Consider the following 14,455-nt stretch of genomic DNA (forward strand, 5'->3'; position numbering starts at 1 on the left):
GACACCCACGATTTCCCTCTCGAAGGAGTACTAATGTCACATCCGGTAGATCCGGGCAGCCTCCCGTCCGACCGTGAGCAGGCGCAGCACGAGCAGGCGGACAGCGACCGCGCGCACCGCCCCGCCGGCAAGCAGCCGGCCCACGCCGGCGTCGGCCACCTCGGCGAGAACATCCTGGTCTTCACGATCATGTTCGTGCTGTTCCTCCTCGGCCTGTGGGCCATCAGCTTCTCCAATGGAGACAACGTCTGGCCCTTCGCCGTGTGCATCGGCCTGGCCTTCATTGCGTTCTTCATCCCGCAGGGAGTGATCGGCCGTTCGGATACCGGCGCCGACCTCGCCGCCGGCAACCGCACCAAGGCGAAGAAGCGCTCGGCGGCCGTCGACTCCTAAGGTCCGCCCGTGACCGGGCCTCCGGTCACCCGCAGTATCCTCAGAGGCCGCCCCCGGATCGGGGCGGCCTCTGCTGCGTCCGGGGTGCGCTCGACGCTACCTACCGCCCCAGCGCAGTCCGCCGAGCTTCCCCGCGCCACTTCACGACCGACGCACCCGGAAACGACAAACGCGCAGCATTTCCGGGGTCCATTCGTCGTTTTGTGGCCGGCTGGTCGCTGTGAGGCGCGCTGGTCGCTGTGAGGCGCGCTGGTCGCTGTGAGGCGCGCTGGCCGCCCCGGAGCGCGCTCCCCCTAGGCCGCGAACACCGCGTCGACGACGTTCTGGGCCCACTCGAGGATCTCGGCGTCGACGAGGTCCCGTCCGCCGATCCGGGCGGTCTTCGGCTTCGGCACGAGCACCGCGTTCAGCGCCGGCTTGACCGAGGCGCCCGGGTACATGCGGTTCAGGCGCATCTGCTTCGACTCCGGCAGCTCGGCCGGCGCGAACTTGATGAAGTTGCCCTGCAGCGCGACGTCGGTCAGTCCGGCCGCCCGGGCCGAGACGCGGAAGCGGGCGACGGCAATGAGGTTCGCCACCGGCGGCGGCAGCTCCCCGTAGCGGTCGGTGAGCTCCTCGACGACGCCGTCGATGGCCTCGGTCGTCGCCGCTCCGGCGAGCTTGCGGTACGCCTCGAGGCGCAGCCGCTCCCCCGGCACGTAGTCGTGCGGCAGGTGCGCATTGACCGGCAGCTCGATCTTCATTTCGGCGGCCTTCTCCTCGGCCTCGCCCCTGAAGCTGGCCACCGCCTCGCCGACCAGCCGGATGTACAGGTCGAAGCCGACGCCCTGGATGTGGCCCGACTGCTCCCCGCCGAGCATGTTGCCCGCCCCGCGGATCTCGAGGTCCTTCAGGGCCAGCTGCATGCCCGCGCCGAGCTCGTTGTGTGAGGCCACGGCCTTGAGGCGTTCCAGGGCCACCTCGCCCAGCGGCTTTTCCGTGGGGTAGAGGAAGTAGGCGTAGGCCCGTTCCCGGCCGCGGCCGACCCGCCCGCGCAGCTGGTGCAGCTGCGAGAGCCCGTAGTTGTCGGCGCGGTCCACGATGAGGGTGTTGGCGTTGGAGATGTCCAGACCGGTCTCGATGATCGTGGTGCACACCAGCACGTCGAAGCGCTTCTCCCAGAAGTCGACGATGATCTGCTCCAGGCGGGACTCGCTCATCTGCCCGTGCGCGACGGCGACCCGCGCCTCCGGCACCAGTTCGCGCAGCTGCGCGGCGGTGCGGTCGATGGAGGAGACCCGGTTGTGCACGAAGAACACCTGGCCCTCGCGCATGAGCTCCCGCCGGATCGCCGCGGAGGCCTGCTTGTCCGTGTACGGGCCGACGTAGGTGAGCACCGGGTGGCGCTCCTCCGGCGGGGTCGCCAGCGTGGAGGTTTCCCGGATGCCCGTCAGTGACATCTCGAGGGTCCGCGGGATCGGGGTGGCGCTCATGGCGAGCACGTCGACATTGGTGCGCATCTTCTTGAGCGCCTCCTTGTGCTCGACGCCGAAGCGCTGCTCCTCGTCGACGATCACCAGCCCGAGGTCCCGGAACGCGATCTCCTTGGAGAGCAGCCGGTGCGTGCCGATGACGACGTCGACGGCGCCGGAGGCAAGCCCCTCCGCCGTCTCCCGGGTCTCCTTGGCGGTCTGGAACCGGGACATCGGCCGGACCGTGACCGGGAAGCCGGAGAAGCGCTCGGAGAAGGTCTCGAAGTGCTGCTGCACCAGCAGCGTCGTCGGCACCAGCACGGCGACCTGTTTGCCGTCCTGGACCGCCTTGAAGGCGGCGCGGACGGCGATCTCGGTCTTGCCGTAGCCGACGTCGCCGGAGACGAGGCGGTCCATCGGGACCTCGCGCTCCATATCGGCCTTGACCTCGTTGATAGTGGTGAGCTGGTCGGGGGTCTCCACGTAAGGGAAGGCCTCCTCGAGCTCGCGCTGCCAGGGCGTATCCGGGGCGAAGGAGTGCCCGCGCGATGCCATCCGCGCCGAGTACAGCCGGATCAGTTCCCCGGCGATCTCCTTGACGGCCTTCCGGGCGGAGTTCTTGGTCTTGGCCCAGTCCGAGCCGCCCATCTTGCTCAGCGCCGGGGTGTCCCCGCCGACATAGCGCGTCACCTGGTCGAGCTGGTCGGTGGGCACGAAGAGCCGGTCCCCGGGGGCGCCGCGCTTGGAGGGGGCGTACTCGAGGACAAGGTATTCCCGGGTGGTCCGGGTGGGCCCGGCACCGGTGGAGCGCTGCATCAGTTCGACGAAGCGGGCCACGCCGTGCTGCTCGTGCACCACGAAGTCGCCCTCTTTGAGCTGCAGGGGGTCCACGGCGTTGCGCCGGCGGGAGGGCATCTTGCGCATGTCCCGGGTGCCCTGGGCGCTGGTGCGCCCCAGCAGGTCCGCCTCGGTGAGCAGCCCCAGCTTCAGGCCGTCGAGGACGAACCCGCGCCCGGCCCGGGCCGTGGTGATCTCGATGATGCCCGGCTGCGGCTCGGACTCCAGGGAGTCGACCCGCCGGGCCGGGATGTTCGAGTCGGAAAACAGTTCTGCAAGGCGCTTGGCCGGGCCGGGGCCCTCGGTGGCGACGACGACGCGCCAGGAGTCGCGCACCCGCCCGCCGATGAAGTCCATCATCTCCGCGACGTCGCCCTGGTAGCCGCGCGGTTCGCGGGCGTGCAGGGAGAAGCTGTCGACGTCGGCGAGGAGGTCCTCCCCGGCGCCGAGGGAGGTGATGCCCCACCAGGCGACGTCGTGCCCCAGGGCCGTGGCACGGGTGTCGGTGAGGGAGCGGAAGCTCGCGGCCTGCAGGTCCGTGCCGAGGCCACCGCTGAGGTCAAGAGGCGCGGCTCCGCCGTCGGAGGCCGTGGACCAGGCCGCGGCGAGGAACTCCTCGTTGGTGGCGGCCAGGTCGTGGGCGCGGGTGCGGACCTTCTCGGGTTCGATCACGACGGCGATCGAACCGGCCGGAAGCTCACCGGCGAAGGGCACCATGGCGTCAACGAGCACCGGAGCCAGCGACTCCATTCCCTCGACGGCGATCCCGCCGGCGATCTTCTCGAGCATCCCGGCCGCGGCCGGCAGCTCGGGCAGCAGCTTCGCCGCACGGGACATCACCGAGGGGGTGATGAGGATCTCCCGGCACGGCGGCGCGTACAGCACCGTGGGGTGCTCATCGGCGTTCAGGGAGCGCTGGTCGGCCACGGCGAACCAGCGCATCGAGTCGATCTCGTCGCCGAAGAACTCGACGCGCACCGGGTGGTCCTCCGTGGGCGGGAACACGTCGATGATGCCGCCGCGCACCGCGAACTCCCCGCGGTGGGTGACCATGTCCACCCGGGCGTAGGCGGCGTCGGCCAGGGACTTCACCACCTCGGTGAAGGCCACCTCGTCGCCGACCTTGACCGAGACCGGCTGCAGCTCCCCCAGGCCCGCCACGAGCGGCTGCACGACGGCGCGGATCGGCGCCGCGATGACGCGCACCGGGGAGCCTTCGGGGTGGGCGAGGCGGCGCAGGACGGAGAGCCGGCGCCCCACGGTGTCGGAGCGCGGGGAGAGGCGTTCGTGCGGGAGGGTCTCCCAGCTGGGGAACTCCTCGACCTCGGCCGCCGGAAGGTAGCTGCGCAGCGCGGCCGCAAGATCCTCGGTTTCCCTGCCGGTGGCGGTGACCGCGAGGACCACCGGCACGGCCGAACCGGATCCGGCGTCGCCGTCCCGGCGCAGGCCGTCGACCATTTCGGCAAGCAGCGCCGCCCGCATTCCGGCCGGGGCGCCGATCTGCAGGTCGGTGCTGCGCTGGCCCACCGGGCGCGCGGCGTTTGCCCGCACCCGCGCGTAGGACGGGTCCTCGGCCAGTGCGGCCCGCAGTCCATTGAGGCTCATGGGTATCTGGTTCCTCACATCGGTGACGCGTTGGATGATGACCGTCCGGCGCTGGACGTCCTCTGGTGCCGCGGCCGCCGCTGGGGATCCGGCGTCGGCTGCGGCCGGTTGGAGCCGCAGGACAGCACAAAAGGCCGGAATCCGCTGCGGATCCCGGTGACAGTTCCCCAGTTTACCGGCTTCCCCGGCCGGGCCCGGCGCTTCCCGGGACGGGTTGGACCGGCCGCGGGCACGTAGGATGGCACAAGCGACCCACGACCCCCGATCTGCAACCCCGACCTACAACACCCGGAGGAACTATGGCACTGAACGCCTCGACCACTCTGCCCTACGACGCCGCGGCGGTGACCCGCGTGTTCACCGACGAAGGCTTCCTTCAGCACATGAGCCGCCACGTCGGGGGAGCGCTCGAATCGCTCACCGTCGACGGCGAGATCACCGGGCCCTTCACCCTCACCGCTGTGCGGACAATGCCCACGACGCGGCTGCCGGAGATGGCCCGCAAGTTCGTTGGGGAGACGCTGACGGTCACCCAGACCGAGCGCTGGGCCGCTCCGGCGGCCGACGGTTCGCGTGAGGCGCGGGTCGAGATGGCCGTGGCAGGAGTTCCGCTGAGCGTCACCGCCATCCAGCGCCTGGTCGTTGACGGCGAGAAGACCCGGGTCGACCTCCAGGGGTCCGTCAGTTCATCGATTCCCTTCCTCGGCGGAAAGATCGCCGGCGCAGCCGAACCCATGATCGGCAAGGCGCTGAACATCCAGGCCGCCGAAGCCCAGCGCTGGCTGGAAACCCACTAAGCCCCCGCACCCCCACCCCGAAAGACTTCTCCGTGTCACTGCCTGCACCACTTGCCCTCGTCCTGATCCTCGCCGGCGTCTGGACCCTCATCGTCTGGCCGCCGTTCCTGCGCCGCATCCTCAAGGATCCGCGCGCCCGGGATGAGAAGGGAGCGCCGACCCGCTTCCTGACGGTTCACTTCATGCTCATTTCCACCTCGATGATCCTCGGCCTGGCCACCGCGATCATCGGGGTCCGGGCGCTGGCCGGCTAAGCCCGCCGGTCCCGTTGCGCCGGCCCGGTCCGGGCCGGCGCCCAACCTTTCAGCCTTCGACTCCGATTGTCCGGACAGCGGAGAACCGCATCCCGGCAGCGTCAACGCCAGAGGAGCAGCACATGAGCAGCGAACGCAGCGGAAGCACTGCGGCGAACCGGGTGCTGCAGCGCTCAAGCTATCCCGAGTGGCTGCGCATCCACGAAATCCTGCGCAAAGAGACTGTCGGCGGAATCATCCTCCTCGTCGTCACCGTCGCCGCCCTCATCTGGGCCAACTCACCCTTCGCCGGCAGCTACTTCGCGCTGCGCGACTTCGAGTTCGGCTATGAACCCTGGCACCTGAAGCTGACCGTCGGTGAGTGGGCCGCCGACGGGCTCCTCGCCATCTTCTTCTTCCTCACCGGCCTCGAACTCAAACGGGAGTTTGTCGCCGGCGACCTGCGCCGGCCCAGCAGGGCCATCGTCCCGGTCGCCGCAGCCGCCGGCGGCGTCGTCGTTCCGGCCCTGGTCTACACGGCGATCAACCTCTCCTCGCCCGAGACCCTGCGCGGCTGGGCCATCCCGACGGCGACAGACATCGCGTTCGCCCTTGCCGTGCTCGCGGTGATCAGTTCCCATCTTCCCGGCGCCCTGCGGATCTTCCTGCTCACCCTCGCCGTGGTGGACGACCTCATCGCGATCGCCATCATCGCCTTCTTCTACTCCACCGACGTGCACGTTGAGTACCTGCTGTGGATGCTGCTGCCGCTTGGCCTCTTCGGCTTCCTCGCCCAGCGCAACCCGAAATTCTTCGGCCGGCGCGTTACAGCGGCCTGGCTGATCCTGCTGCCCCTGGGCATCGCCGCCTGGGCCCTGATGCACGCCTCCGGCGTCCATGCCACGGTGGCCGGCGTCCTGCTGGGCTTCCTCGTTCCGGTCCTGCGACGCCGCAGGGATGGCTCCGTGAAGCCTCCCCGGCCGGGGAAGCCGGGCCTTGCCGAGATCTTCGAGCACCGGTTCCGGCCGCTGTCCACCGGGGTGGCGATCCCCCTGTTCGCCTTCTTCTCGGCAGGCGTTGCGGTCGGCGGCGCCGAGGGGTTCGTCTCGGCGCTGGGCGACCCGGTGACTCTCGGCATCCTCGCAGCCCTCGTGCTGGGAAAGCCTGCGGGGATCCTGCTCACCACCTGGGCGGTCACGAAAACCACGAAGGCGAGCCTCGATCCCGGGCTCAGCTGGTGGGACGTCCTGGGGGTCGGAATCCTCGCCGGGGTGGGCTTCACTGTCTCCCTGCTGGTGAACGACCTCAGCTTCGACGCCGGCAGCCCGTCCAATGACCATGCCAAGGTGGCGATCCTTACGGCGTCCCTCACCTCGGCGCTGCTGGCCACGGTGGTGCTGCGGCTGCGCAATCGACGCTACCGGGCCATCGAGGCGGAGGAGAAGCTCGATCGGGACCGGGACGGAATTCCCGACGTGTTCGAGGACCGGAACCACTAGCGTCAATGACAAACATGGGGGCAGGCATGGCAACGGGCACAGCTGCCGAAACGGCAGGGACAGCGGCGGGTGCGGCGGCAGGCACAGGCACGGCGGGCAGGACGGCGGGCACCGGACCGCGCGGACCCGAGGTCCCGCTGCTGCGCCGCGGTGACCGGCGGCGGAAGGTCATACTCAGCCAGGGCGCCCTGTCGATCGTCGTCGTGCTTGTCGTGGCGGTCCTGTGGCTGCTCGACCCGAATTCCCTCTTCGCCAATCCCCTCTTCCCGGCGGGCATCCTCCTTGAGGCGGGCCTGCTCCTGCTGTGCTTTGTCGTGCCGTGGCAGCGCCTGCCAGCCTCGGCGGCGCTCGCGGTTCCGCTGCTGAATTTCGCCGCACTGGGGCTACTGCGGGCCGGGGCCGGTGACTACCTCTCCGGGGTAGGGTTGCTCGCCGCCTTTCCGGCCGCCTGGATTGCCGCCTCCCGCATCCCGACGGCCGCGGCGGCGGCCCTGACCGCCGGCGGATCCCTGTGCATCGTCTGGGGGCCCCTGCTGTTCGCCGAGGGCAGGCCCGGCCCGGCCGAATTCCTCGGGCCGTTCCTGCTGCCGGTGGTGCTGACGGGACTTGCGGCATTCATTTCGATCCTCACCACGGAGCGCCGCGCCCAGCAGGAGGCGGTCAGCCGGTCCCAGGCCGCCCTGCGCAGGGCGGCGGCAGAGGGGGTCGAACGCGAACGGCTCCTGGCCACCGTCCTCGACACGGCGGGGGTCGGCCTGGTGGTGGTGGACCGGGACGGGCACGACGTGCTGATGAACGCCCGCCAGCGGATCTCCCACGGGTTGGCCGCCCCGCCCGGCAATGACGACCCCAACGAAGGGCAGCTGCTGATTTTCGGCCCCGACCGGGAAACCCCGATCCCGGCCGAGGATCGCCCGGTGCGGCGTGCGGTGCAGGGCGAGAGCTTTGACGACGTCCAGATCTGGCTGGGCAGCGGCCGTGCGCAGCAGGCGGTGTCGGTGTCGGCGCGCGCCATGACCGACGACGACGGCGCGTTCGCCGGAACGGTCGTGTCCTTCACGGACATCACCTCGCTGCTGAGGGCGCTGCATGCGAAGGATGACTTCCTTTCGAACGTCTCCCATGAATTCCGCACACCGCTGACCTCGGTCCTGGGATTCCTCGACCTGATCCTTGACCGCAGGGACTCCCTTGAGCCCGATGTGGTGCGCTACCTCTCGGTGGCGCGGCGCAACGCGCTGCAGCTCGAGGCCCTGGTGGACGACCTCCTCGCCATCAACGCGGGCACCTTCCGGGTGAGGCCGGTGCCGTGCGATGTCGGCGAGCTGATCGGTGCGTGCATCGCCTCGGCGCAGCCGGCGGCCAACGCCGCGGGGGTCCGGCTGATCAACACCGCCCCTGCCGCCCTGCCCGCCGTCGCCGACCCCGTCCGGCTGGGTCAGGCGCTCGACAACCTTGTGTCGAACGCCGTGAAGTACAACCGCCGGGGCGGCACGATCACCGTGGGCGCCGAACTTACCGATGGGCTGCTCCGGCTGGGGGTCGAGGACACCGGCATCGGCATCGAGGCCGAAGAGCTCAGCCAGGTGTTCGACCGGTTCTTCCGGTCCCCCGCAGTGCGCGTCTCGACCGTGCAGGGCGTAGGCCTCGGCCTGCTGATCACCAAGAGCATCGTCACCGAACACGGCGGCACGATCAGCGCGGTCAGCGAGCCCGGCCAGGGCAGCACCTTCACCATGGCCCTGCCGCAGCCCAGCTGAGCGGCCGACCCGGGCTCCGCAGGGGCGTCGGGCCGCTAGCTGTTGGCCGCCAGGAGCGATTCCTCGAGTGCGACCCAAGCGAGCATCGCGCACTTCACCCGGGCCGGATAGCGGGAGACGCCCGAGAAGGCCGCGGCATCGCCGAGTACCTCCTCGTCGGCCGGGATGGTCCCGCGCGAGCGCATCACCTCCCGGAAGGCGTCGATGAGCCGGACCGCTTCATCCCGCTCGAGCCCCTCCATCAGGTCGGTCAGCACCGAGGCGGAGGCCATGGAGATGGCGCAGCCGGCGCCGTCCCAGCTGAGGGAGGCCACCGTGCCGCCGTCGACGACGGTGCGCAGGGTGATCTCGTCCCCGCACACGGGGTTGAGCTGGTGCGACTCCCCGACCGACCCGGGGCCGGTCTTCTCGAGCAGCCCCGAACCGTGACGCTCGCGGGCGTGGTCGAGGATGATCTGCTGGTAAAGCTGTTCGAGGTTGGTTGCCATGTCAGCGCGCTCCAAAGAAGGGACGGACGCCGGCGACGGCCTCCAGGAAGAAGTCAACCTCGTCCGTGGTGTTGTAAAGGTAGGTGCTGGCGCGGGTGGTGGCCGTCAGCCCCAGGCGCCGGTGCAGGGGCTGGGCGCAGTGGTGGCCCACCCGGACGGCGATGCCCTGCTCGTCAAGGAACTGCCCGACGTCGTGGGCGTGGACACCGGCGACGTCGAATGCGGCCAGGCCGATCCGGGGCTGGCCGGCCTGCGGTCCGAGGACGCGGATCCCCTCGATGGCAGACAGCCCCTCCACCAGGCGCGCCCCGAGCTCGCTTTCCCACGCGTCGATGCGGTGCATGCCGGTCTCGGAGAGGTAGTTCGCCGCGGCGCCGAGGGCGATGGCCTGCGAGATGCGCTGGGTTCCGGCCTCGAAGCGGTTCGGGGCCGGGAGGTACTCGGCCCGCTCCATCGTCACGGTGGTGATCATCGAGCCGCCGGTGAGGAAGGGCGGCATCGCATTGAGCAGTTCCGAGCGGCCGTAGAGCGCTCCGATGCCGGTGGGGCCGAGCATCTTGTGCCCGGAGAGCACAAGGAAGTCCACGTCGAGTGCCTTCACGTCGACGGGAAGGTGGGGTACGGACTGGCACGCGTCGAGCAGCGTCAGCGCCCCGGCCTCCCGGGCCAGCCGCACCAGGTCCGCCACGGGGTTGATGGTGCCGAGCACGTTCGAGGCGTGGGTGAAGGCGAGGATCTTCGTCGCCGGAGTGATCACGCCGGCGGCGTCCTCGAGCCGGAGGGCGCCGTCGTCGTCCACGGGGAGGAACCGGAGTTCGGCGCCGGTGCGGGCCGCCAGTTCCTGCCAGGGGATGAGGTTGGCGTGGTGTTCCATTTCGGTGACGACGATGGTGTCGCCCGGTCCCACGCGGAAGCGTTCGGCCTCCGCTCCCCCGCGCCCTGCGGTGGCGTTGGACATGGCGTAGGCGACAAGGTTGATCGCCTCGGTGGCGTTCGACGTCCAGACCAGTTTGTCCGGGCGCGCGTTGATCAGTCCGGCGACGGCGGCACGTGCCGCCTCGTAGGAGTCGGTCGCCTCCACGGCGAGGGTGTGCGCCCCGCGGTGCACTGCGGCGTTGCGCTGTTCGTAGAACTCCTGTTCCGCCTCGAGCACGGAGACGGGGTTCTGGGAGGTCGCTCCCGAGTCGAGGTAGACCAGGGGCCGGCCGTTGACCTCGGTGCCGAGGATCGGGAAGTCATTGCGGATGCGCAGCACTTCGGCGTTGGCGAGCGGCGCCTCGGCGGGCAGCAGGGTGACGGGCGGGGAAACCACGGCCAAAGCGGAAGCTCCTTAGGAACGGCAGGCGCCGGCCCGGCATGGGCCAGTTAGATCACACGGATCTATCCTAATTCTCGCACGGCGCCACCGCCGGCGCTGCGCGGGGCCTCAGAGCCACCCATCGTCCCCGGCAGGGTTGGAGGGCCGGGTGAAGATGTGGACCGCCCAGATCATCATCAGCGTCATCGCTCCCAGCTCCCCGGCGATCTCCAGTTGGTTCATTGCGCTCAGCGCCAGGCTGGGCAGGAGGTCACCCAGGATGAAGTGAAGCATGTCCATCCCGACGGCGAAGAGGGCGAGGAGGACGGCCAGGCCGATGAAGACGTAGGAGTCCCGGCGGGGCCGTCCGCGGCTGATCAGGTGGGCGATGAGCAGCGGGGCGCCCAGCGCCGCGGCGACTCCCGCCCAGACCAGGAGCTCTCCGAGGTCCTGCGAGCGCAGCCCGAACAGCGCGGGAAGCTCGAGCCGGGTGTCGATGGCGCGGCCGACCTCCTCGTGGATGCGGAAGAAGTCATCGGCGCTCATGGCAAGCAGCACCAGCGCCCACGCCCCGTACACGGCCGTGTCCCGGAACTGTTCCGCCTTGCGCGCCGGAGCCGCAGCGATGCACAGCAGCAGGACGGAGGCGAAGAGGAGTTGGAGATCGCCGAAGAGCTCAGCCAGGGTCCGGTCCTTGTTGCCGTCGAAGAGCTCAAGGTGGAGGAACCCAAAGGCTCCGCCGGCGTCGACGTAGTTGCGGAGGACGCTCGCCGCGACCAGCAGCAGGTCCGCTGCGAGGACGGCGCTGCCGGCGACCAAAGCGATGGGAGTCAGGTGACGGACCGTGCGCCCTCGCGTCGGGCGTAGTCGTGAGAGCATGCACTTTCCCTTCCCCAGGCAAAGGGTTCCCGGTGGCCGGGAATCGGACTCCATTATGTAGTTGCCTTCTCCGCCTTTGTCCACAGCTGGAGCGCTCCGATCTGTCCGGTCTCCGGCCCGGACGCGGCCGCCGGGAAGGGGCGCGCACTGCCCACCGGACCTTCGGAGCAGTGAAGCTCCCGCATCTTTTCCGCGGATCCCCCCGCTCGGCTTAAACTTCCGGCACAATGGCACTACCGGAGCACCGGCTGCCGACATCGGCAGGAAACCCAACGCAGAGGGGACTTATGGGGAAGGGCGCCAGCGGCCGCATCATCACCGGGCGGGGGGACTCCCCTCTCGACTCCCTCGTGGAGCAGCTGTGGCGGGAGCCCGTCGCCACCGGATCCGTCCGGATTGTCCTCGATCCCGAACCGGACAGCGGATGGGAGGACGCCGAGGACTACTGGGTGGTCCCCTCGGCCGCACGGCCTACGATCCTGATCCCCCGCGGACACCCCGCCGTTACCGCCGCGGCGCTCCTTTCCTACCGGGGTCTGCGGCCCGTCCGGGTGCGGGCGGCCCGCACCCTCCTGGGCGTGCCGTCCCGGTTCGGGCTGCCGCCCGCGCCGCACCGGCTTGTCGTCCAACGGCGCACCGGCGCCGCCGCCGGCGGGGCCCTCCCGCTCCCCCTCGAGGAACTGATGGCGTGCCTGGACCAGGAGCGCCTATACGCCGCCGTCGGCATCCGGCTCGGTGACAACCGCAAGCCCACGCTCCAGCTCTTCTCACCGGCCGGGGCGCCCGCGGGGTACGCCAAGCTGGCCTGGGACGATGCGAGCCAGGAAGCCATTTCCACCGAGGCCGCCGCCCTTGCCGAGGTCGGCGGCGGTACAGGCCCGATGCGCGCTCCGCGCCTTCTCGGAACCGGCAGCTGGCAGGGACGTCCCTACCTCATCACCGAGCCCCTCCCCGGCAAGGTTCGGGGTGTCCGGGGCCGCATCCCGATGCCGACCCCGCAGGAGATGTTCGCGCTCTGCCCGGTTGAACGCGTCGATACCCTTTCCTCGACCCTCCACTACACCGCCCTCACCAAGCGGGTGGAGGTGCTCGGCACCACCGGTGACGGGGAGGTCGCCCGCGCCGCGGGCGCGCTGGCCTCCCTGCTCTCCGAGCGGAACGCGCGCGTGCCCGTCACGGCACGCTGGCACGGCGACCTGGTGCCGTGGAATACGGCCCGGGAGCCGGACGGCCAGCTCTGGTGCTGGGACTGGGAGTCCTCCGATGCCGACGCCGCGGCGGGCCTTGACGCGCTTCACTGGACGATGAGCGTACGCCGGGAGTCCGCGGGAATCCCGGCGGCCGACAGCCTTGACGCGGCCCTGGCCGAGGCCGTGCCCTTCCTGCGGGCGGCCGGTGCGCCGCCGTCGAGCTGGGCCGACATCGCCGCTGTCTATGCCCTCGTTGTGGCCGAAAGGGCCTGGTCTCTCGCACTCCGCAACGGTGGCTGGTCCGCTTCGCGGATCAGCCGCAGCCAGAGCCTTGACCTGCTGGCCAAGGCGGCGGGACTGCTGTCCGGGCCCGGGGCCCACGCCCTGCGGTAGGCGTCCGCCCTCCGACGTTCACCGCGGACGCCACCGCACCGCCACGGCGGGCACAACCGGTCCGGCTGCGTGCCACCGGCGATTCCCCGCCCGGAGCCCGGCCGCCACCGGCCCCGGGCTAGGAAGCCGCCGAGCTGGAAGCCACAGGCTCCGGTGCGCGGCGCCGGGCCTTCTGCTCGGCGCTGCGCGGCTTGCGCGGCATCCTCCGCCCTCCCCGCACGAGGAGGGTCCCGAGCAGCTCCGCGTGGACTCCCGTAAGTTCCGTAGCGGTCAACTCCACCTCCTCCCTCCGGGTCCTGCCCCCTTCCACCGTCAGTACGGCCGCTCCGGCAAGCCGGGCCGCCGCCATCCTGCTGGCGCTTGGAGCGTCCGCGGGCAGGGCCAGGACCACCACGGGCGATGAGTCCTTCCGGTTCCGGGCGAGGAAACGCCGCCGGACGGCATCTGTCACGTAATCGTCGGCATCGAGGTCGGTCCCACGTACGGTCTGAACCACTTTCAGCCCGGGGATTGACTCGGAGGTGAGGACCTCGGCGCCGCCATCGTTCGCGCCGAAACGGAGCTGGAGGGCTTCGGTCATCAGCTCCATTTCCTCCGGCGGAGTGCCCATGAGGACAAGCTCGACCTCGAACCCTGCCTGCGCCAGGACCACCGAAAGATTCGGTGCGACCGGGTAGAAGGCGCGGCCGCTCGTCGCGTCGATGACCGCGAGAGCGGTCACCGGGCCCCGGCCGGCGAAAAGCCGCTCGCGGACCGCCCGGTAGGCGTCGAGTTCCGCCCCCCGCGCGGGCAGGGTCGGTTCGGGTGACACAAGCTCCGCGAGCACGGGGCCGGTTCCCGCCTGCTCGACGTCGTAGCCGTCGTTGACCCTGCGCCTGACCGCGTGGGAGAGGAACGCCAGCAGGACGCCCGCCACCAGCCCCCCGGCGAGCCCCGACCCGAGCACGCGGGTGTAGTTGGTTGACACAGGGCTTTCGGCGGCGGGGGTGATCACGGTGCCGCCCGTTGTGTCGATGGCGTTGAGTTCGTTAATTTCGGATTCGATGTTCGAAATCCGGTTGGTGAGGGTGACCCGGTCTGCACCCGGGGCGGCCAGGGCGGTGTTCAGCGCCGCCAGCTGCTGCTCGAGCTGGTTGCGCATCGCGGTCCGCCGGGCATCGGCCTGGTCCTGCCGGTACGCGAGGTAGGAGTTGGCCATCGCGTCGGCGCCGTCGACGGCACGGGCCTCCGTGCGCGAGGAATAGGAAATCAGGGCCGTTGTCCCGTCGCTCCCGGTCTTGACATCGACGTTGTTCCGAAGGTCCGCCGTGCTGTCTCCGCCGGGCACCTCCTTGGAGGCCTCGCTCGCCACGACGTAGGAACTGGCGATCTCCCCCTCGGTCGCAGTGTCGAGAAGCCCCGACGCGGGCCGGGACGGATTGAACGGATCCGAGACGATGACGTTGACATTCACCAGTGCGCTGGCGGTGACGCGTGCACCCCCGGTCAGCAAATAGGCGAGGGCCAGCAGAAGCCCGATGAGCATGGCCGCTACGACGGTTTTCCAGTGCCTTCTGAGAACGGCGAGGTAATGTCCCATTCCCAGCGATGATTTCTCGTCCATTTTCGTCTCATTCTGTTGCTGTATCGGCCG

Annotated in this window: 11 protein-coding genes; 6 read left to right on the forward strand and 5 right to left on the reverse strand. The window is 70.1% G+C overall.

The window, feature by feature from the left end; translation table 11 throughout:
- Nucleotides 1-33: 33 nt before the first annotated feature.
- Nucleotides 34-393, forward strand: a complete 360-nt coding sequence (locus GVV86_RS07735; protein WP_159615799.1) for a hypothetical protein — start codon at nucleotides 34-36, stop codon at nucleotides 391-393.
- A 293-nt stretch (nucleotides 394-686) separates the two neighbouring features.
- On the opposite strand, the gene mfd is transcribed toward GVV86_RS07735, so the two are convergent.
- On the reverse strand, nucleotides 687-4,286 hold the full coding sequence (gene mfd / locus GVV86_RS07740) for a transcription-repair coupling factor (protein WP_159802378.1): 3,600 nt from the start codon (nucleotides 4,284-4,286) through the stop codon (nucleotides 687-689).
- 299 nt (nucleotides 4,287-4,585) lie between these two features.
- Here mfd and GVV86_RS07745 point away from each other — a divergent pair, with 299 nt between their 5' ends.
- The 4 genes from GVV86_RS07745 (at nucleotide 4,586) to GVV86_RS07760 (ending at nucleotide 8,575) form a co-directional block, all read left to right on the forward strand.
- Nucleotides 4,586-5,083 carry a DUF2505 domain-containing protein gene (locus GVV86_RS07745; protein ID WP_159615795.1) on the forward strand — a complete coding sequence of 166 codons (498 nt, stop codon included), beginning with the start codon at nucleotides 4,586-4,588 and terminating at the stop codon, nucleotides 5,081-5,083.
- 32 nt (nucleotides 5,084-5,115) lie between these two features.
- Nucleotides 5,116-5,337 carry an SCO4848 family membrane protein gene (locus GVV86_RS07750; protein WP_120166842.1) on the forward strand — a complete coding sequence of 74 codons (222 nt, stop codon included), beginning with the start codon at nucleotides 5,116-5,118 and terminating at the stop codon, nucleotides 5,335-5,337.
- Nucleotides 5,338-5,459: 122 nt separating this feature from the next.
- On the forward strand, nucleotides 5,460-6,815 hold the full coding sequence (gene nhaA, locus GVV86_RS07755) for a Na+/H+ antiporter NhaA (protein WP_159802380.1): 1,356 nt from the start codon (nucleotides 5,460-5,462) through the stop codon (nucleotides 6,813-6,815).
- A gap of 26 nt (nucleotides 6,816-6,841) precedes the next feature.
- Nucleotides 6,842-8,575 carry a sensor histidine kinase gene (locus GVV86_RS07760; protein ID WP_159615791.1) on the forward strand — a complete coding sequence of 578 codons (1,734 nt, stop codon included), beginning with the start codon at nucleotides 6,842-6,844 and terminating at the stop codon, nucleotides 8,573-8,575.
- Between the two features lie 35 nt (nucleotides 8,576-8,610).
- Here GVV86_RS07760 and sufU read toward each other — a convergent pair whose 3' ends face one another.
- The 3 genes from sufU to GVV86_RS07775 all read right to left on the reverse strand — a co-directional run bounded on the left by sufU (nucleotide 8,611) and on the right by GVV86_RS07775 (nucleotide 11,239).
- A complete protein-coding gene (gene sufU, locus GVV86_RS07765) occupies nucleotides 8,611-9,063 on the reverse strand; it encodes a Fe-S cluster assembly sulfur transfer protein SufU (protein ID WP_133403191.1) in 453 nt (150 codons plus the stop codon).
- Nucleotide 9,064: 1 nt separating this feature from the next.
- Entirely contained in the window at nucleotides 9,065-10,381 is a 1,317-nt protein-coding gene (locus tag GVV86_RS07770; RefSeq protein WP_159802382.1) for a cysteine desulfurase, read from the reverse strand.
- Between the two features lie 108 nt (nucleotides 10,382-10,489).
- Nucleotides 10,490-11,239 carry a hypothetical protein gene (locus GVV86_RS07775; protein WP_159802384.1) on the reverse strand — a complete coding sequence of 250 codons (750 nt, stop codon included), beginning with the start codon at nucleotides 11,237-11,239 and terminating at the stop codon, nucleotides 10,490-10,492.
- Nucleotides 11,240-11,526: 287 nt separating this feature from the next.
- Between GVV86_RS07775 and GVV86_RS07780 the strand changes: the two genes are divergently transcribed.
- A complete protein-coding gene (locus tag GVV86_RS07780; RefSeq protein ID WP_159802386.1) occupies nucleotides 11,527-12,822 on the forward strand; it encodes a hypothetical protein in 1,296 nt (431 codons plus the stop codon).
- Nucleotides 12,823-12,940: 118 nt separating this feature from the next.
- Here the strand turns inward: GVV86_RS07780 and GVV86_RS07785 are convergent, their stop codons facing one another.
- Nucleotides 12,941-14,425 carry a hypothetical protein gene (locus tag GVV86_RS07785; protein WP_159615783.1) on the reverse strand — a complete coding sequence of 495 codons (1,485 nt, stop codon included), beginning with the start codon at nucleotides 14,423-14,425 and terminating at the stop codon, nucleotides 12,941-12,943.
- Nucleotides 14,426-14,455 lie beyond the last annotated feature (30 nt).

The sequence above is a fragment of the Arthrobacter zhaoguopingii genome (assembly GCF_009828595.1).
GTDB classification, from domain to species: domain Bacteria; phylum Actinomycetota; class Actinomycetes; order Actinomycetales; family Micrococcaceae; genus Arthrobacter_D; species Arthrobacter_D zhaoguopingii.